Consider the following 16,253-nt stretch of genomic DNA (forward strand, 5'->3'; position numbering starts at 1 on the left):
CCCAGCAGTACTTAATTGCACATATTCGTTACCGGGGGCGGTCGCCGGCCCGGCCTCGGTCGGTCGCTTCCCGGTAGACGACGCCCCGCTCGGCGTCGAGCGTGACCGTCGTGCCGTCGGTCACTGAGTCCGGGAGGGTCGTCTCCGAGACCATCGGCACGCCCAGCTCGCGGGCGACGATGGCGGCGTAACTCGTCATCCCGTCGTGTTCGTCGATGATACCCCCGATGCGACTAATCTCGCCGACGAACTCGCCGTCGAAGTGCTCCGGGACGACGAGGACGGCACCGGTCGGCATCTCTCCGATGTCGCCCGAGGGGTCGATGCGGTGGGTCGGCCCCGTCGAGATGCCCTCGACGACCGAGCGACCGCGGGCGGCCGTCTCCGCGGCGACGTGGACCTTGAGCATGTTCGCCGTGTTCATCCCCTCGAGCTCGGTCATCATCCCGGAGATGACGACCACGGTGTCTCCGCCCGTCGCCGCTTCCGTATCGAGTGCCGACTGGACTGCACTCTGGATGACGGCATCGGCCCCTTCGGTCGTATAGTCCGTCGTGACCGGTGTGATACCCCAGGAGAGTGCGAGTCGCCGTTTGACTCGCGTGCTCGGCGTGGCGGCGACGATGGGAATCGACGGCCGGAACTTCGAGGCTTTCAGTGCGGTGTACCCGGACTCGGAGGCGGCCACGAGCGCCGAGGCGCCGACGTCGCGCGCGAGGTACCGGCCCGACCGGGCCAGGGCGTCGGTCCGGTTGCCGCCCGCGCCGGGGACCCACTGTTCGCGGGCCTCGTCGTACTCCTCGCTGGACTCGACGTCACGGACGATGCGGTCCATCGTCGTGACGACGCGGGTCGGGTGGTCGCCGATGGCCGTCTCGCCCGAGAGCATCACCGCGTCGGTGCCGTCGAGGACGGCGTTGGCGACGTCCGAAGCCTCCGCGCGGGTGGGCCGCCGGGAGTGGATCATCGAGTCGAGCATCTCCGTGGCCGTGATGACCGGCACGCCGGCCTGGCGGCACTTCCGGATGATGCGCTTCTGGATGATGGGGACGTCCTCGAGCGGGCACTCAACGCCCAGGTCCCCGCGGGCGACCATCACGCCGTAGGCCGCCTCGATGATGGACTCCAGGTTCTCGACGGCGCCGGTTCGCTCGATCTTCGCGATGACCGGGATGTCGACGCCGCGCTCCTCGAGCGCCTGGTTTATCTCGTAGATGGCCTCGCCGTCGCGGACGAACGACGCCGCCACGAAGTCCGGTTCCTTCTCGGCGGCGACGTCCAGTTCCTGCTCGTCGTTCTCGGTGATGGTCGGCAGGCCGAGCTCGACGCCGGGGACGTTGACGCCCTTGCGCGATTCGAGGTCGCCGCCGTTCTCGACGGTGGCGTAGACCACCTCGTCTTCGACCCGGTCGACAGTCGTCTCGATCCGGCCGTCGTCCAGCAACACGCGGTCGCCCGGGCCGGCCGCCGCGATGGACTTCGATAGCCCGACCTCCTCGGGGGTCGCGTCGTCCCCGACGACGAACCGGACTGTCGACCCCTCCTCGAGCCGTATCGGCGTTTCGAGCGGCGCGGTCCTGACCTCCGGCCCGGGCATGTCGAGCATCGCCGCGACGGGCTGGTCGACGATCTCGTCGACCTCCCGGATGCGATCTATCATCTCCCGGCGGTGTTCCGGCGACCCGTGGCTCGCGTTGAGCCGAGCGACCGACATCCCCGCCTGGGCGAGTTCGGCGATCGACTCGACCGACTCGGAGGCCGGGCCCAGCGTACAGACGATCTTCGCGTTACGCATCTACGGGTCCCTCCGTGCATATTGGTAGCGAAACGGGAGTAGACTGAGTCATACTCCAGCGTACCGAGCCAGGGGATAAGAAACTTGTCTGACGGCGTCGAACCGTCGCCCTTGGGCGATTGTGGCACCTCCCTACCGGGAGATCTCGGCCCTGTCGCCCTCCAGTACCCGTTCGACCTCGTGGGGGGAGAGGACGGCGATGTCGCCGGGGACCGACCGCTTGAGCGCCGCCGTCGCTGCTCCCCACCGGAGCGCCTCCGGAATCGGCTCGCCCGTGACGTACTGGGAGAGGAACCCACCGACGAAGGAGTCGCCCGAGCCGACCGGGTGCGCGTCGGTCGCCTCGTAGGCCGGCTGGTCGAACTGCTCGTCCGGGGTGGCTGCGACGGCGCCCTTCGCGCCCTGCGTGACCACGGTGACGTCGAACCCGTAGTCGTCGGTGAGCGACGACGCTATCTCGACGGCCGACCCCGTGCGGTCGAAGAGGTTCTCGGCGTCGCGCTTCGCGGTGAGCAACACGTCGACGTGGGGAAACAGGTCGGTCAGCACCGACCCGGCCTCCTCGGGCGGCCAGACCTTCGACCGGTAGTTGACGTCGAGGCTCGTCGTCGCGCCCGCCTCGTCTGCCGTCGCCAGCAGGTCCGCCGCCGTCTCTTCGAGCGTCTCCGAGAGGCCCGGGGTGATGCCCGACGTGTGGAACGCCGTCGTCTCCGCGAGCATGTCGGTCGGCAGCTCGGCCGTCTGGGCCGTCGTCACACTCGCGCCCGCGCGGTCGTAGATGACGTTGTTCCCCCGCGGGACCTCGCCTTGCTCCAGGTAGTAGGTCCCGACGCGGGCGCCCTCGGTGTCGTCCCAGACGATGTCGGTGTCGACGCCGTGGCCTCTGACCTCGTTGACGACCTTCCAGCCGGGCGGGGAGTCCGGGAGTTTCGAGACCCACGTGCTCTCGAGGCCGAGTCGCTGGGCCGCCACCGCGACGTTGGACTCCGTGCCAGCGACGTGGACGTCGTACTGGTCTGCGGTCTCGACTCGCTCCTGGGTTGGCGGAGAGAGTCGGAGCATCGTTTCGCCGAACGTGACCAGGTCAACCATACGCGTCCGTGGTAGCGGGGCCGGCATAAATCCCTGAGACTTCGGTGGCGGGTGTCCTACTCGGGCGACGCGGCCTCGCCGTCGACGGCGTCCGGTACTACCCACGGGAGGCGCATCGCGTTGCCCGTCACGCCGAGGGTCATCCCCGCGTCGCCGGCGAGGACGGCCAGCCAGATGGGGACGTAGCCGAAGGGGACCGCCAGCGCGAGGCCGGTTTCACCGCGAGGCTGGCGCCGATGTTCTGCCTGATGACGCTGTTTGTCTTCCGACGCCCGGTTATCAAGTTGGCCGCTCAAAACAGCCCAGATGTGCGTCTGATTATTTAAAACACGAGATGTGATTGTTAAACCGGGCGCCGTACCCTCGCAGTACTCGCTGCCATCGGTAGGGTTCGACGACTGGCGAGTCCGTCCTCGACGGTGAGGCAGTCACCACCCACTCGGACCGTCCCGGCGAGGGCGGCCACACGTGACAATCACAGCGCGTTGCTGGTCGCTGCGAGTCCGGCTTCGACGTCCACGTCGGCGCCCTGTTCGGTGAGGGCGTCGCCGAGTGCCGTCATGAGGTAGCTCACGTTCTTCGGTCGCGCCGAGTGGCCCATGCAGCCGATACGCCAGATATCGCCTTCGAGGGCACCCAGGCCGCTGGCGATCTCGAGGTCGTACTCGTCTAGGAGGTACTGGATGACGGCACCGTCGTCGACGCCCTCGGGCACGCGGACCGTGTTGAGACTGGGGAGCCAGTAGGCTTCGGGGGCGTTCAGTTCCAGCCCCATCGCCTCGACGCCGGCCTTCAGCGCGCTCGCGACGGCCCGGTGTCGCTCCCACCGCCGTTCGATCCCCTCCTCGGCGACCAGGCGCAACGCCTCCCGCAGGGCGTAGACGTTCGTGATCGGTGCGGTGTGGTGGTAGGCCCGCTCCTCGCCCCAGTACCCCTCCAGCAGCGAGAGGTCGAGATACCACGAGCGGGGCGCCCGCTCGCGTGAGAGTACCTTGTCCATCGCGTCGTCGTTCAGGGTGAGCGGGCTCGCACCCGGCGGACACGAGAGGCACTTCTGTGGACCCGAGTAGGCGACGTCGACGTCCCACTCGTCGGCACGGAACTCCACGCCGCCCAGTGAGGTCACGGTGTCAGCGACCACCAGCGCGTCGTTCCGGTGGGCGATGCTCGTGAGCTCGGGGACGGACGGCTGGAGGACACCGGTACTGGTCTCGGCGTGGACGAACCCGAACACGTCGGGGCTGTGTTCGTCGAAGGCGGTCTCGACGTCGGCGGGGTCCAGTGGTTCGCCCCAGGGTGCGTCGACGGTGACGACGTCGCCGCCGGCGCGGTCGGCCATGCTCGCCATCCGGTCGCCGAAGTACCCGTTGGTCGGAACGAGCATGGTGTCGCCTGGTTCGACGAGGTTCCCGATCGCGGCCTCCATCGACGCCGACCCGGTGCCTGAGACGGGGATCGTCCACTGGTTGTCGGTGCGGAACGTGTACCGCAGGAGGTCCTGAACCTCGTCCATAATCTCGATGAACGACGGGTCGAGGTGCCCGACAAGCGGGGTGCTCATTGCTCTGAGGACTCGGGGGTGGACGTCACTCGGTCCAGGCCCCATCAACGTGCGGTCCGGTGGCGTGAGTTCGCCGACGGCTGGTTTCTCGACCATGCCGAACCGTTTCGACACGATACAATAAAAAGTACGACTTCGTCGAACCGTCTGGCCGCCGCTATCGACGGCAGCGCGTAGACGGCAGTCTACCAGGTCTCTGTTTTCCTGCTGGAGCCAGCGCCCCGTCTTTCGGGGAACCGTGGTTACTCACCTGTTCTATCCGACGTTCCATCGTGTCCGGTCTCGCCCAACCGCACGACGAGTCGCTGGATACTCAACGCATAGACTGTCATCTCGGCACCACGTGAGGAGTACCACGTGTCCACACCCTCGACGAGACCTGCCTCACAGAGCTGGTCGAGGTGGTACTTTGTGTTCTGCAGGGACGCCCCGACTGCGTCAGCGAGTCCCGAGGCGGTACTTGGTTCGTCGTCCAGCGCCGCGAGGAGGTCCTGAGCCATCGCCGATGACATGGCCTGGATGATGTCACCGGTATCGTCGTCTCGGATCTCGACGTCAGTTCGGTCGGTCGGCGTGTAATCGACGGCCGGACGGTGGGGTAATGCGCTTGCCATATTGTATCACCTCGCGTGAATTTCGTCGTTGTGTTTCTACCGTACGTCGATCTCGATCGGTCCGCCGGGCTCGAGGTTCGAACTGGCGATCAGGTCTGGATCCGGTTCGGACACGAGTGTGACGGAGTACTCGTCAAGAATAGTTGCGAGAACGGTCTTCATCTCCATGCGCGCGAATCGCATCCCGATGCAGTGACGGGGTCCGCCGCCGAAGGGAAAGTATGCGTACTCCGGGCGGTCGGCGTCGTCGTCGAATCGCTCCGGTCGGAACGCTTCTGGGTCGTCCCACCACGCCGGGTCACGGTGGACGGCCCACTGTGGCACGACCAGCGTCGTGCCTGCCGGGATGTCGTATCCCTGTAGCGTCACGTCTCGCGTCGCTTCTCGGAAGAGCATGTACACGGGCGGATAGAGACGCAGCGCCTCGTCGATCGCGCGCTCCACCCGTTCGAGTTCCGGGAGGTCCACAGCGGTTACGCGCCCGTCACAGACGGCGTCGACCTCCGCCCGGAGGTCGGCCTGTCTGTCGGGGTGTCGCGCGAGACAGAGGAGCGTGTACGTCAGCCCCAGGGCTGTCGTCTCGTGTCCGGCAAAGAGGAACGTGACCATGTTGTCGCGGAGTTCTTCGACCGTCAGTTCGCTCGCTTCGACGAACCCCACGAGGATCGACAGCAGATCCTCGCCACGATTCTCGGGGTCTTGTCGACGCCGCTGTCGGGCCAGGTCGTCGACGAACTGCCTTAGTTCACCGAGCTTCCGTCTGTACCGCAGATTCGTCGGCGTCGGGAGGCGGTCCGGGAGGAACGACCAGACCCTGCTCGTATCGAACCGGGTGAGAATCGCGTCCGACGCCTCCGAGACGACCGGATTCTCCGTCACGTCCACACCGAACAGCGTTCGTCCGAGCACGTCCATCGTCGTCGCCGTCATCGTGTCGGTGACGTCGACGACCATCCCATCACGCCACTGCTCGACAGTCTCTTTTGCAGCGGACCGCATCTCGGGAACGTACCTGCACAACCGTTCTCGGTAGAAGGCCGGTTGCACCTGTGTCCGCTGATTCTGCCACTGATCACCACCCGTAACGAACAGGCCCTCGCCCATCGCGTCCGCGAGGTTCCGGGTCACCACCGCACCTTTCTCGAAGGCTTCGTGCTCGTCAAGAAGGATCCGCTGGATCGCGTCCGGATGGGCGATCATACACGCGTCGGTCCCGAAGACGTCGTAGCGTGCGACGCGACCGTGCTCGTCGCGCAGCGCTTCGAAAAACGCCAGGACATCGCGGCTCAAATCGAGTGTGCTGCCGAGAACTGGCAATCCGCGCGGACCGGGTGGGTCACTCACTTCCGAGCTCATACACGCGTGTTTCCGACACCGGGGCGCAAGCGTTCTGTCGGACCTGTCCGACCCTTTTTATATCCGACGGGCAATTCTCTCGCACAATGCGGTATCTCCAGTTACAGATCCGCTTCCCGCCGGCGGCCCGTCATCGGATGCACCAGTTCCTCGTCGAACAGGACTCGCTTCGTCGCGCGTACCTGCGCCACTGGAACTTCTCGAACCCCGAGTACGTCACCACCTTGCTCTATGTCGTCGGGGATGTCGCGGAGGGAAAAGCGGCGTACCTCGCCGCCCTCGACACCGTCGACGCTATCCGAGAGTACGATGTGACCCCAGTCGACGACCGCAGCTTCTACGTCTACATCCGGGAGATATCGCAGGGATTCGCCAGTCGCCTGCGTGCTCTCCTCACCGATACTGAACTGCTCGTCGTCCCACCGATCGAATACGGCAGCGATGGTGAGATGCTCTTCGAGATCGCTGGGAAACACGATGCCCTCCAGGGGTTGATCGCAGATCTTCCGGACCACCTTTCGGTATCGGTCAGCCGTCTCGGAGAGTACGATGCATACCGGGAGTTGCAAGTCACGGCGTTGACCAACCGGCAAGCGGAGGTGCTCGAGGTCGCACGGGAACAGGGATACTACGAGATTCCTCGCCAAGCAAGCGTTCGGGACGTTGCCGACGAGGTCGGGTGTTCGAAAAGTACCGCCGCAAACCATCTGCGAAAGGCAGAGGCGCGACTCGTGTCGCTCTACGAAGACCGTTCGACCACGAAGTGACATCCTCATACGGTCGTGCGAAAATATTTGCCAGTGTAGACTCAATTTGCGGTAATGAGGCGGTTGGACGATATCACTCTGGAAGAGCTACAGGATCTCCGTGAACGAACAGAGGGAGAGATTCCTCGGGAACGTGTTCTTGCTGCAATCGGTCGAAAGCAGGGCGATGAACTGGAGACACTGGCTGAACGACATGGTGTCGTGGAGAAGACGATTCGCAACTGGCTCGATCGGTTCGCTGAAGAACCGATCGAGCAAGCCCCCCTACGATGATCCCAGACCAGGTCGCCCCTCAAAAGCTCGACGAACACGAGCGTAAACAGTTCTTCGAACAGCTCCAGCAATCGCCGACGGAACTCGGCTACGAGCAACAAGCGTGGTCGCCGAAACTACTGCTCCACCACGTCAAAGAAGAGTACGGAGTCGAATACAGTGAAGGCCACGCTCGGAAACTCCTGGGAAAGGCCGGGCTGTCCTGCCGGACAGCACGGCCGCGCAATCACGAGGCTGACCCGGAAAAAGAAGCCGAGTTCCAAGACACGGTCGAAAAAAACGGCCGAAGCTGACCGAGAAAACTGTCGTTGTCGTCGATCAGTTCACCAAGCGCGTCGGCACAGTGCAACGACGTGGCTGGTACCCAATCGGATCAAATCCAACGATAGAGACCTCAAACTCGTGGGATAAAGTGACCGTGCTGGGCGCTGTCACCGACGACGGTGACAGCTTCTACTGCTGGACCGAAGAGAATCTCACCTCACAGCAAGGGATCTGGTTGCTCGGAGCGCTCCAAGAGAGGTTTGGAGAAGAGTTGGTAGTGTTTCTCGACCGTGCTGGGTACTTCTACAACAGAGATCTCTGGGAACACGTCAGTGGTGAGCGCGCGACCGAGACTGTCGGAGACAGTTCGGTCGCGTGCGTGCGCGGAGACGAAGAAGGTGAAGAGCATCTCGATGTGTGGTACTTTCCGCCGAAATTACCGGAGCTTAACCCAGTGGAAGGATGCTGGGACCGACTCAACGAATGGTTCAAGCACCGCCTCATCCCTGATCTTGCGACGCTGAAAGAGCAGATCCAACGAGGATTCCCTACGGTTGATGAACCGAATATCTGGAACTATCTCTGTCCGTAATCACCGGTAAAAACTAACGCACGACCGTATCATCCGCCATGAACGGGGGGCTTCCCACAGGGCCGGCGCGGGGGGCATGGGAACGGTCTCCCCGCCACAGAGTTGGGGCTTTCTGGTGATTGTGTCTGGTGTGTAACAGCAGCCGGGCGCTATGGGAGGTATGTTGCGAGGAAGTTCACGAGCCGATCGAGTGGTTTGTTGATTCTGTCGTCCTCCGATTCGTCGTCCTCGTCTTGGGCCATATGCTGACTTGCCGTTACTCGTGTAAGTACTTGGATCGAGCGTTCCCATCCTGTCCGGACCGACTCGCCGCAAACGGTGCTGCACAGAAACACGTCGATACGGCGCCGAACCGTTCGTTCGTGTCCAATCGTCGGATTGAAGCGCGATCTCCGATCTGTGACTGGTGGCTGAGTTCGCCCCATATCGATTCGATAACTGTACGAAGATTCGAGGGTTGGACGCCAACGACTTACTAAGACGGTCTTCACCCTCGGTTTGCAATGGCAGAACGCAACGACCGACACGTCGAAGCAAGCGGTTCTAAACCGAGGGACAGCTGATCATGCGCGTTCCCGTCCCGAAGAACAAACTCGTCGCCTTCACGCTCGTCGGTGCGATCCTCACAGCTGGTATCGCCGGGGCCCTTGCGCTGCCCGGTGGCGGCCTCGCGCAGGGTGGCGAGCAACCTGACTCACCCCGGTCAACGGCGTCGGATGCATCACAACAGGTCGCTTCGGATGCGCCGACTCCGAACCAGGACTTCACGCCGGCAGTCCAGACACAGTCCGGATACGAGGACGAAGAACACGAGGAGTATGAAGAGGACGACGAGGAAGAATACGAAGAGAACGACGAGGAAGAACACGAAGAGGACGAGTGACCGAGATGACAGGATCGCTCGCATCGGTGTACGAACGGTTCGGGGACACGCACCGCGAGTTCAGCTGTTGTGACACGACGTTTCGGATTCAGGCGACAGGCATCCGCGCCGGGGCTGCGGCAATCGCGGCCCGAGAAACGGCTGAATCACTCGAGGCACAGCTGAACGCATTCGATGAGGCGAGTGCCGTCAGCCGGCTCAACCGTGAGGGGGAGGTCGCGAACGAGCACATCGCGCGTATCGTCCGCCGTGGGCTGGAATACAACGACCGGACCGAGGGGGTCTTCGATATTCATCAGGGGCGTATCGAACACGACCTCAAAGCGTTCCTGCGTGGTGACAGTGACACTCCGCCAACGGAGTTTGATACCGGAACTGTCCAAACCAGCGGGTCTCACGTCACGACCGACGTCGAACTCGACCTGAATGGCCTCGCCAAGGGATACATCGTCGATCGAACCGCCGAGACGCTCGCGGGACTCGGCCGATGCGGATTCGTCAGTGGTGGTGGGGATATGTCTCCACCGCCCGGCCCGGTCGCCATCGAGAGCCCGTACGGCGACGACACGCCGCTGAAGATTTTAGACACGGACTGGTACGTCGCAACATCCGGCGGATACCGACGGTCTCGAAAAGGTACTGACCACGTCTACGATCCGACCACCGAATCGCTCGGCTCTCGCCATGAATCGGTCACCGTCGTGGCGCGTCGAGACTGTATGGAAGCCGACGCCCTGGCGACGACCCTCGCGGCACTCCCACTTGCCAAGGCACGCGAATTAGCATCGGAATGGGAGGGTCTAGAGGCACTCATCGTCCACGACGGCGTCTTCCATACGACGGATGGCTTCGAGAGACATGTCCTGGACACATAAGCAACGAATCACCGTCGTGGCGATCGTCGTCTTAGTGGTGGCTGTCCCTGCTCTCTGGCAGATCGGCGACGTGCGTGCCGCCCAAGCGACCGAAGAAAGACAAAGCGACCTCGTCGATCGAACCGTTCCGACGCGACAGGCCCCAGCCGATTACGATGGTGACGGCATCAACGACTCCACCGACGAGTGTCCGACACGACCGGAGACGAAAAACGGGTTCCAGGACGCGGACGGCTGTCCAGATGTCGTCGAAACGACAGGGGCATCGTAATGTCACAACTCGTTTGGCTCCTCGACCGCGGTGCCGCACTCGTGACGTATCCGGCGTTGTATCTGGCGGTTCTCACGGGCATTCTCTACAACACGGAGTCGTTCGGTGTGCTCCACGAGGCTGCCAGACGCATCCATGTCGAACTGTCCGTGTTCGCGATGATCGTCACGTTGCTACACGCGGGACTCGGTGTACTCGATACATGGTTCGTCGTCGCTGGACAGGTTCCGGCGCCGGCATACTCGATGCCGTACTTCCTCGGCGGCGTCGCCGTCGGCGCGGGGGCCCTACTCATGCTTGTCGTCGCGGTGCTGGGCTTTACTGACGCAAACCGGTTCCAGCGCCCCTGGGGCCCGCGCGTCGTCCACTCGTTCGCGTACGCAGGATTCGCCTTCGGAACGATCCATGCTGCAGCGATTGGCACCGACCTGACGGGACTCGTCCGTCCTCTGCTGGGCCCCTCGGTGGCGTTTCTCGTGTACGTACTCCTGTTGCGACTGCTGGTGCTCCGAGGGCTACCGTCGAACACAACGCCGGGTTAGTAGCTGTCCCAGAGGCCCAGAATACGGTCGACGACTCTGTCTGTAAACGACCGCCGGTGAACCGTATAGAGGTATCTGATCCGATCGGGATCGCTGACCTCGTAGACGACACTGCGGCCGTCGCGCTCTTTCGTGACGAGGTCGGCCTCGGCCAGCTTCGAAAGGTGCCACGAGACAGTCGACTGGGCTTTCTCGAGGCGGTCGCTGAGTTCGGTCGTCGAGAGCGGGCCGTCGGTGAGAAGGTGCGCGAGGATGCGACGGCTGTACTCCCGGCGAAGGGCGTTCATCACCGCCCGATCGGCTTCGTCGAACTCGGCAGCCGGATAGTACCGCGTGTACTTGCCGTCGTCCGAGACGTCGATCAGGCCCTCGTCGGCGAGCCACCGGAGCTGATACTGGAGTGTCCCCTGCGCGTACTCGAGGTCGTCGAGGAGCGCGCGAAAGTGAACCCCCGGCGTGTCGGCTATCCGCTGGTAGATTGTTCGCCGGGAGGTCAGTTCGAGATCCGGATCCGACATTGCTCAGTCCCGCGTCAAAGCGACGAAAAACGTCAGGAGGCCACCGAGAATCAGGATCGCACTCCCGTGTTCGAGCAATTCGAGCGTTGCGTACGGGAAATACGGGAGCAACGGATACTCGAGAAACACGATGAGTCCGTAGACGGCGAACATCCCGTACCCGAGCGTGACGATCCCCATACGGCCGTCGCGTTCCCGCCGCCATGCGAGGAAACTGAGGACGCTGAGCCCTGTAGCGAGGACGAGGATACCGAGACTGACGTACTGTTCGAGGAGTTGAGCGAGTGGCATACGTTACTATCTGTGCACACGGCCGGTGGGACGTGTTCGGCGATGGATACAGTTCAACCGAAGGGGGTGGCGGTGAAAACGATTGGCGTTCAACCGTCGAATCCACCGTTATACATTGAGACTGTTCGTCTCAATGGCTCTGTTGAAATCCCCAAATAGTGATAAGTCTCTACGATCGTGCTGCATACAGCGCGCGAATGCACCATCGGACAAACCCTCGATTCGGGTTTAGCCTATCGTTCGATACAGACGAGATACAATGTAGTCGGGACCGCGACGTTTCGTGATGGCTGTGTCAGGGCTCGACCTGGCGAAACCACAATCCGAGTCCAACCAGCAAGATACCCGTCACTACCCGCCAGCGACCGTCTATTGCTATGCCTGCCAACGACGCTGTGCTGCCTCCCGACCAATTCCAGTATAACTCAAGCAACAAGAGACTGATCGCCAACACTCCGGTCACGTAGGCGCTGGCTGCAATCGTCTTCTGTGCCGTCGGTCGGGTGTAGAGAAACACGGCCAACACCGCGGCGAACAAAATAGCAGTGGTTCCAAGAACGTTCTGCTCGTACAACAGCACTACGAACGCGATCGGAATTCCGACAACCACGACCAGACGCCGACGCTCAGTGGACCCAACGAATTCACTGATATCACCGACAACAGTTCGTGGATGCTTGTCCATCCCTCTACGAGGGTCTTGTCAGCCATACCTTTTCGGTACGTACGCGGGTCTACAGAACGTGTGATTCGGTTCTTTCCCTCTGAATTGAATCCACTCACCGTGCTGCACTCATCCTCTGCATCTTGCATGCCAGTCTTGTCAGAGTGAGTGGATTTCAACAGAGCCGTCTCAATGCATACGGCTGACACAGTATCAGACATTACACAAAGATCACTTCGTGTCCCCCTCCCTCTGCAATCAGGGGTGGGACAGGCATAAAATATTATAAAACCGACACTATAGAGTTATCCATGGATATCACCGAGATACTCTCGACGGAGTTCACCGAGTTCGACATCGGAACCCCCCTCTAAGGTCGCCGGGGCGTTCGAGAACCAGGAACTCGATGCCGTCGTCGTAACGATGGCGACGAGTATCGCGGCGTCGTCAGTCGCCGACAGCTGGCGTCCTCGTCCAACCAGCCGTCCCCGAAGGTCGGCTCACAGGCACAGCACGTCCCGACCGTCGAGCGCACCGCTCGACGAGGTCGTCGAGACGATGTTCGACCGAGCGATCTCCTCGCTCGTCGTCACGGCCGACGACACCGACGAGCCGGTCGGTATCGTCACGAAAACGGACGTCATCGAGGCGCTCACCCGGGAACGTGACGACCGGAACGCCGTGCAGGTGTTCGGGCTCGACCTGCTCGAGGGGATGACCTACGACGACGTCTCGGCGCGGATCGAGAACACGACCTCGAAGTACGGCGAGATGAGCGTGATCAAGGCCAGCATCGGACTACAGGAGCACAAAGAGCAATCGTGGGGCGTGCCGCTGGTGCTGGCACGGATCCGACCGGTCACCGACCGTGGCTATTTCACGGCCGATGGAGAGGGCTACGGTGCCTCTCATGCCCTCCGTCTCGCAGCGAACGCCGTCGAACGCCAGCTGCTCAAGGGGAAGACCTACGGCCAGTCGAAGAAGCAGGCGGCCACAGACGAGCAGGCACGACTGTACGGCTGGTGGCTCGGTGGGTGAAGTACCCGTCGGTGAACGTGCGGAGTGACTACTCGATTTCTAACTGGCCACTTCCGCTGCTCTCCTCACCGGCGTTCTCGTCCCACTCGAGCTCGAACTCGACACTCAACTCGGTCATATTGCCGGCCGGGCCTTCGCGTTCGGCTTTGACCTCGAAGGTCGGTCGAGCAGGGGGATTCAGCCTTACGGACTCCGAGCCTGCTTTCAGGGTGAGAGCGTTTCCGCTGTCGAGCGTGTCCGCGACGTTCCGGAGGTACGATGCAATCTCTGCTCGGCTCTGCTCGCTCTCCGATTTGAACAGGACTTCTTCAGGCATACAGGAGAGATTACACGGCCTACACCGATAAATGCGCCCACCGTGTTGAGTCGACGGGACTGTTCAGCGTGACACTGTTGCCGGGTCACGTCTCGCGCTCTGTGACGCCCAATCCGTGTCGCTGAACTCGTTGAATCACACACCTGGATGCGATTCGGAGTCGCGTTTGCACACCGACGCAGGCCCCGATGGGAGGCAATCGCCGTATCGGTATCCCGTGTGATGAGAACGGGCCGGTGTTCAGCGACGTATCCGGGCGGTTTCGGAACGCTGGCTTTCAGGTTCGGTTCTTCTAGACTCGATCCGCCAGTCAGAACGAACGGACGGTGAAGCATGCAGAGGACGTAGGTACCACGTGGATAGAGCTGTCTGCGGTGAGAGACTACTGTGGTCGATTGACTGGACACTCCGGGCTCTCGGTGCGTGCCTGTTCGAGCGTCCGTTCGATGGAGTCACCGAGGATCGTGACCGCTTCGTAGTGGGTACGTTTCGGCTTGTGGACACTTGATGGACACACCTCAAGCGTGTCGTACTTGGGATGGATACCCCGGTCCACGTCCTCGTTCTCCATCACATACTCCGAGATCTCCAGGAGGAGGGCGTGAACGTGGATGAACTCTTTCTTGCGCATGAGTACACTTCAATCGGATGTGGGTGGCCGGATCCCCGTGCAGGTAACCCGAGGCACGCTTCACCAGCCACCCGGTCAGCGGTTCGCAATCGGCGTTGACGCGTGGAGGAGACAGTCGTTGTGGTGGCACTCGATTTGGCGATCGTGATTGGGTGTGGGTATCTGCCTCCCACGACAACTATATGGGTGAAATGTCATCAAACCACACATTCACCCACATGATCACCTGTGATCGATTCAGTGACAAGCCAGCGCTACAGTCACTACACACCCGACCGCACGAAAGTCGTACCGCCGACATGAAAATGGGAGTCTCGTACTATGGCAGCGCGATAGCGGGCACGACTCCCCTCGCACTCCGAGTCTGTGTCACCCGGTTCCTCCTCAAACGACATTTGCGTGAAAAAGTCACACACCTATGCCCCGTCACGGCGTAGAGACCATAGAACGTGATTATAGAATGTCACTAGAGGTATCCACGATAGGCGACGAAGCACTCGAGGAACTTTCCGGGACACTGCGTGGGTCCCTCATGCGCCCAGACGACGAGGGCTACGACGAGGCACGGACGGTCTGGAACGCGATGATCGACGAACGCCAAGCGGTTACCGTTCGATGCGCCGGCGGGGCCGTCGAGGACGACGCGCTCACGATCGACCTCTCGCCGGTGAAATCCGTCCGGGTCGATCCGGATGCGAAGACGGCTCGCGTCGAACCGGCTGTCGTGCTCGAGGAACTGGACCACGAGACCCAGCAATTCGGACTTGCCAGGCCCGTGAGGTACAACTCCACGACCGGAATTGCCGGGCTGACGCTCGGCGGCGGCGGGGGGTGGCTCTCACGGAAGCACGGATTGACCGGTGACACTCTCATCTCGGCCCACGTCGTCACCGCGGACGGGGAACTGGGACACGCCAACCTCGTCCCCGAGGACGTCGGTGACCGGCAGGCTACCTACGGTGAGAACTACGACCGACTGGTCCAGGTGAAAAACGAGTGGGATCCCGAGAACCGGTTCCGGCTCACCCACAACGTCGAACCGAGGGCGGAAGCATGACTGCCGACGACGACCTTCCGGCTGATTGGGTGGTCGAAACCGAGCGGACGACACACGACGCCTTCATGGGTCGGGACTACACCAGGGTCCTCTATCGCCAGGAAGAGACCAGAGACGCGGTATACATCAACGAGGTCATCGACGGACGGAACGTCTGGGAATACATCGTGCACCACTCGGGGCGTGACGGTGACCTCGGCACGGTCGCTGACCTGGAAACCGCGAAGCAGGTCGCACACGCGTTCATGAACAAGTCCGCTGCCACCGAGTGATATCCGCCACACCGCCTGCGTCGGGATTCTCTCGCCGAGATGACGCAGCTGCTGAGTGACGGACGTCGGCTGTGTCCGATCACCGACCGTAGATCTGACCGGAACTCGACTGCGGTCGACGGACGAACTCATCGAGTTGGGCTTCGACGAGTGTCGCGACGCGCTCGCTGTCTCGCCAGAGTGCCGCGTTGCGTCGTTCTTCGCTCTCGTCGTCGAGTTCGTCGGGCCCACGGAGGACGGGGTCTTACGTGCTCTGTGGATGGTGTACGCGGACCAGGCCGAGCGAGCTATCCGAACTCGAGACGTCGGCCGTCTGAATGTCGTCCTGGTCGGTTCCCCAGACACCATCACCGCCTTCGCTCCAGTTCGGAGTCGGGCGCATCGAGCGATCGCACCTTCTCGGGGGAGCGGATGGGACCGTCACCTTCGGACAGTTCAGTGCACGCCGCCATCTAGGCACGCTTCGTCCACTGAGCCAGCCGGTACGCGCGCGAACGACGAGTTATCGTTCGTCTGTCAACTCGGGCAGACTCCTCCGTGAACGGCCGGGGCGATCAACGTTCGTACGACACGTCCGGTCG

General features: G+C 62.3%; 20 protein-coding genes and 3 pseudogenes. 11 read left to right on the forward strand and 12 right to left on the reverse strand.

Translation table 11 applies throughout. From position 1 onward, the window contains the following. Positions 1–28: 28 nt before the first annotated feature. From pyk to P1K88_RS10355, 6 genes and pseudogenes are all read right to left on the reverse strand, one after another. Positions 29–1,795 carry a pyruvate kinase gene (gene pyk, locus P1K88_RS10330; protein ID WP_276410095.1) on the reverse strand — a complete coding sequence of 589 codons (1,767 nt, stop codon included), beginning with the start codon at positions 1,793–1,795 and terminating at the stop codon, positions 29–31. Positions 1,796–1,927: 132 nt separating this feature from the next. Then, the gene (kdgK1, locus tag P1K88_RS10335) at positions 1,928–2,887 is read right to left on the reverse strand and encodes a bifunctional 2-dehydro-3-deoxygluconokinase/2-dehydro-3-deoxygalactonokinase (protein WP_276410096.1); all 960 of its coding nucleotides are present in this window, start codon (positions 2,885–2,887) and stop codon (positions 1,928–1,930) included. 56 nt (positions 2,888–2,943) lie between these two features. Further along, positions 2,944–3,146 (reverse strand): annotated as a pseudogene (locus P1K88_RS10340) (hypothetical protein); the annotation flags it as partial. Positions 3,147–3,362: 216 nt separating this feature from the next. Then, positions 3,363–4,544, reverse strand: a complete 1,182-nt coding sequence (locus P1K88_RS10345) for a pyridoxal-phosphate-dependent aminotransferase family protein (RefSeq protein ID WP_276410098.1) — start codon at positions 4,542–4,544, stop codon at positions 3,363–3,365. A 146-nt stretch (positions 4,545–4,690) separates the two neighbouring features. Continuing rightward, positions 4,691–5,062, reverse strand: a complete 372-nt coding sequence (locus P1K88_RS10350) for an ArsR/SmtB family transcription factor (RefSeq protein ID WP_276410099.1) — start codon at positions 5,060–5,062, stop codon at positions 4,691–4,693. A 36-nt stretch (positions 5,063–5,098) separates the two neighbouring features. Then, a complete protein-coding gene (locus P1K88_RS10355) occupies positions 5,099–6,418 on the reverse strand; it encodes a cytochrome P450 (RefSeq protein ID WP_276410100.1) in 1,320 nt (439 codons plus the stop codon). A gap of 86 nt (positions 6,419–6,504) precedes the next feature. Here P1K88_RS10355 and P1K88_RS10360 point away from each other — a divergent pair, with 86 nt between their 5' ends. The 8 genes from P1K88_RS10360 (at position 6,505) to P1K88_RS10395 (ending at position 10,885) form a co-directional block, all read left to right on the forward strand. Next, entirely contained in the window at positions 6,505–7,185 is a 681-nt protein-coding gene (locus P1K88_RS10360; protein ID WP_276410101.1) for a helix-turn-helix domain-containing protein, read from the forward strand. Between the two features lie 54 nt (positions 7,186–7,239). Further along, positions 7,240–7,458 carry a COG3415 family protein gene (locus tag P1K88_RS10365; RefSeq protein WP_276410102.1) on the forward strand — a complete coding sequence of 73 codons (219 nt, stop codon included), beginning with the start codon at positions 7,240–7,242 and terminating at the stop codon, positions 7,456–7,458. Continuing rightward, entirely contained in the window at positions 7,455–7,751 is a 297-nt protein-coding gene (locus P1K88_RS10370) for a winged helix-turn-helix domain-containing protein (protein ID WP_276410103.1), read from the forward strand. Before P1K88_RS10365 ends, P1K88_RS10370 begins: the two co-directional genes overlap by 4 nt. A gap of 50 nt (positions 7,752–7,801) precedes the next feature. After that, positions 7,802–8,314, forward strand: coding sequence for a transposase (locus P1K88_RS10375; protein ID WP_276410104.1), 513 nt, complete (start codon positions 7,802–7,804; stop codon positions 8,312–8,314). Positions 8,315–8,879: 565 nt separating this feature from the next. Then, positions 8,880–9,197 carry a hypothetical protein gene (locus P1K88_RS10380; protein WP_276410105.1) on the forward strand — a complete coding sequence of 106 codons (318 nt, stop codon included), beginning with the start codon at positions 8,880–8,882 and terminating at the stop codon, positions 9,195–9,197. 5 nt (positions 9,198–9,202) lie between these two features. Then, a complete protein-coding gene (locus P1K88_RS10385) occupies positions 9,203–10,072 on the forward strand; it encodes an FAD:protein FMN transferase (protein ID WP_276410106.1) in 870 nt (289 codons plus the stop codon). Then, positions 10,056–10,343, forward strand: a complete 288-nt coding sequence (locus P1K88_RS10390; RefSeq protein ID WP_379786808.1) for a hypothetical protein — start codon at positions 10,056–10,058, stop codon at positions 10,341–10,343. Before P1K88_RS10385 ends, P1K88_RS10390 begins: the two co-directional genes overlap by 17 nt. Further along, positions 10,343–10,885 (forward strand): ferric reductase-like transmembrane domain-containing protein, encoded by a 543-nt coding sequence (locus P1K88_RS10395; RefSeq protein ID WP_276410108.1) that lies wholly within the window; start codon positions 10,343–10,345, stop codon positions 10,883–10,885. The genes P1K88_RS10390 and P1K88_RS10395 overlap by 1 nt, the downstream gene beginning before the upstream one ends. Here the strand turns inward: P1K88_RS10395 and P1K88_RS10400 are convergent. The 3 genes from P1K88_RS10400 to P1K88_RS10410 form a co-directional block, all read right to left on the reverse strand. Further along, complete coding sequence (locus P1K88_RS10400; protein ID WP_276410109.1) at positions 10,882–11,403, reverse strand: winged helix-turn-helix transcriptional regulator; 522 nt, start codon at positions 11,401–11,403, stop codon at positions 10,882–10,884. The genes P1K88_RS10395 and P1K88_RS10400 overlap by 4 nt on opposite strands. Positions 11,404–11,406: 3 nt before the next feature. Then, positions 11,407–11,694, reverse strand: a complete 288-nt coding sequence (locus P1K88_RS10405; RefSeq protein ID WP_276410110.1) for a hypothetical protein — start codon at positions 11,692–11,694, stop codon at positions 11,407–11,409. A 295-nt stretch (positions 11,695–11,989) separates the two neighbouring features. Then, positions 11,990–12,379, reverse strand: coding sequence for a hypothetical protein (locus tag P1K88_RS10410; RefSeq protein ID WP_276410111.1), 390 nt, complete (start codon positions 12,377–12,379; stop codon positions 11,990–11,992). Between the two features lie 290 nt (positions 12,380–12,669). Between P1K88_RS10410 and P1K88_RS10415 the strand changes: the two are divergent. Further along, positions 12,670–13,396, forward strand: a pseudogene (locus tag P1K88_RS10415) (CBS domain-containing protein). Positions 13,397–13,424: 28 nt separating this feature from the next. Here the strand turns inward: P1K88_RS10415 and P1K88_RS10420 are convergent. Together P1K88_RS10420 and P1K88_RS10425 are read right to left on the reverse strand one after the other, a co-directional pair. Next, complete coding sequence (locus tag P1K88_RS10420; RefSeq protein WP_276410113.1) at positions 13,425–13,712, reverse strand: amphi-Trp domain-containing protein; 288 nt, start codon at positions 13,710–13,712, stop codon at positions 13,425–13,427. Positions 13,713–14,094: 382 nt separating this feature from the next. After that, positions 14,095–14,343: a UPF0058 family protein gene (locus P1K88_RS10425; protein WP_276410114.1), complete on the reverse strand. Its 249-nt coding sequence runs from the start codon at positions 14,341–14,343 to the stop codon at positions 14,095–14,097. A gap of 532 nt (positions 14,344–14,875) precedes the next feature. On the opposite strand from P1K88_RS10425, the gene P1K88_RS10430 reads away from it, so the two are divergent. Next, a complete protein-coding gene (locus P1K88_RS10430; protein ID WP_276410115.1) occupies positions 14,876–15,400 on the forward strand; it encodes an FAD-binding protein in 525 nt (174 codons plus the stop codon). Continuing rightward, a complete protein-coding gene (locus tag P1K88_RS10435; RefSeq protein WP_276410116.1) occupies positions 15,397–15,672 on the forward strand; it encodes a hypothetical protein in 276 nt (91 codons plus the stop codon). The genes P1K88_RS10430 and P1K88_RS10435 overlap by 4 nt, the downstream gene beginning before the upstream one ends. A 79-nt stretch (positions 15,673–15,751) precedes the next feature. On the opposite strand, the pseudogene P1K88_RS18450 reads toward P1K88_RS10435, so the two are convergent. Next, positions 15,752–16,054 (reverse strand): annotated as a pseudogene (locus P1K88_RS18450) (DUF7539 family protein). Positions 16,055–16,253: the final 199 nt, after the last annotated feature.

It is taken from the genome of Haloarcula halobia, assembly GCF_029338255.1.
In the GTDB taxonomy this organism is placed as follows: Archaea; Halobacteriota; Halobacteria; order Halobacteriales; family Haloarculaceae; genus Haloarcula; species Haloarcula halobia.

Excerpts from the sequence above, each read along its gene's own strand:
- P1K88_RS10360 (WP_276410101.1), top strand. The coding sequence starts at position 6,505 with ATGCGGTATCTCCAGTTACAGATCCGCTTCCCGCCGGCGGCCCGTCAT.
- P1K88_RS10400 (WP_276410109.1), bottom strand. The coding sequence starts at position 11,403 with ATGTCGGATCCGGATCTCGAACTGACCTCCCGGCGAACAATCTACCAG.
- P1K88_RS10380 (WP_276410105.1), top strand. The coding sequence starts at position 8,880 with ATGCGCGTTCCCGTCCCGAAGAACAAACTCGTCGCCTTCACGCTCGTC.
- pyk (WP_276410095.1), bottom strand. The coding sequence starts at position 1,795 with ATGCGTAACGCGAAGATCGTCTGTACGCTGGGCCCGGCCTCCGAGTCG.
- kdgK1 (WP_276410096.1), bottom strand. The coding sequence starts at position 2,887 with ATGGTTGACCTGGTCACGTTCGGCGAAACGATGCTCCGACTCTCTCCG.
- P1K88_RS10365 (WP_276410102.1), top strand. The coding sequence starts at position 7,240 with ATGAGGCGGTTGGACGATATCACTCTGGAAGAGCTACAGGATCTCCGT.
- P1K88_RS10405 (WP_276410110.1), bottom strand. The coding sequence starts at position 11,694 with ATGCCACTCGCTCAACTCCTCGAACAGTACGTCAGTCTCGGTATCCTC.
- P1K88_RS10435 (WP_276410116.1), top strand. The coding sequence starts at position 15,397 with ATGACTGCCGACGACGACCTTCCGGCTGATTGGGTGGTCGAAACCGAG.
- P1K88_RS10355 (WP_276410100.1), bottom strand. The coding sequence starts at position 6,418 with ATGAGCTCGGAAGTGAGTGACCCACCCGGTCCGCGCGGATTGCCAGTT.
- P1K88_RS10345 (WP_276410098.1), bottom strand. The coding sequence starts at position 4,544 with ATGGTCGAGAAACCAGCCGTCGGCGAACTCACGCCACCGGACCGCACG.
- P1K88_RS10390 (WP_379786808.1), top strand. The coding sequence starts at position 10,056 with ATGTCCTGGACACATAAGCAACGAATCACCGTCGTGGCGATCGTCGTC.
- P1K88_RS10410 (WP_276410111.1), bottom strand. The coding sequence starts at position 12,379 with ATGGACAAGCATCCACGAACTGTTGTCGGTGATATCAGTGAATTCGTT.
- P1K88_RS10395 (WP_276410108.1), top strand. The coding sequence starts at position 10,343 with ATGTCACAACTCGTTTGGCTCCTCGACCGCGGTGCCGCACTCGTGACG.
- P1K88_RS10385 (WP_276410106.1), top strand. The coding sequence starts at position 9,203 with ATGACAGGATCGCTCGCATCGGTGTACGAACGGTTCGGGGACACGCAC.
- P1K88_RS10425 (WP_276410114.1), bottom strand. The coding sequence starts at position 14,343 with ATGCGCAAGAAAGAGTTCATCCACGTTCACGCCCTCCTCCTGGAGATC.
- P1K88_RS10430 (WP_276410115.1), top strand. The coding sequence starts at position 14,876 with ATGCGCCCAGACGACGAGGGCTACGACGAGGCACGGACGGTCTGGAAC.
- P1K88_RS10350 (WP_276410099.1), bottom strand. The coding sequence starts at position 5,062 with ATGGCAAGCGCATTACCCCACCGTCCGGCCGTCGATTACACGCCGACC.
- P1K88_RS10420 (WP_276410113.1), bottom strand. The coding sequence starts at position 13,712 with ATGCCTGAAGAAGTCCTGTTCAAATCGGAGAGCGAGCAGAGCCGAGCA.
- P1K88_RS10370 (WP_276410103.1), top strand. The coding sequence starts at position 7,455 with ATGATCCCAGACCAGGTCGCCCCTCAAAAGCTCGACGAACACGAGCGT.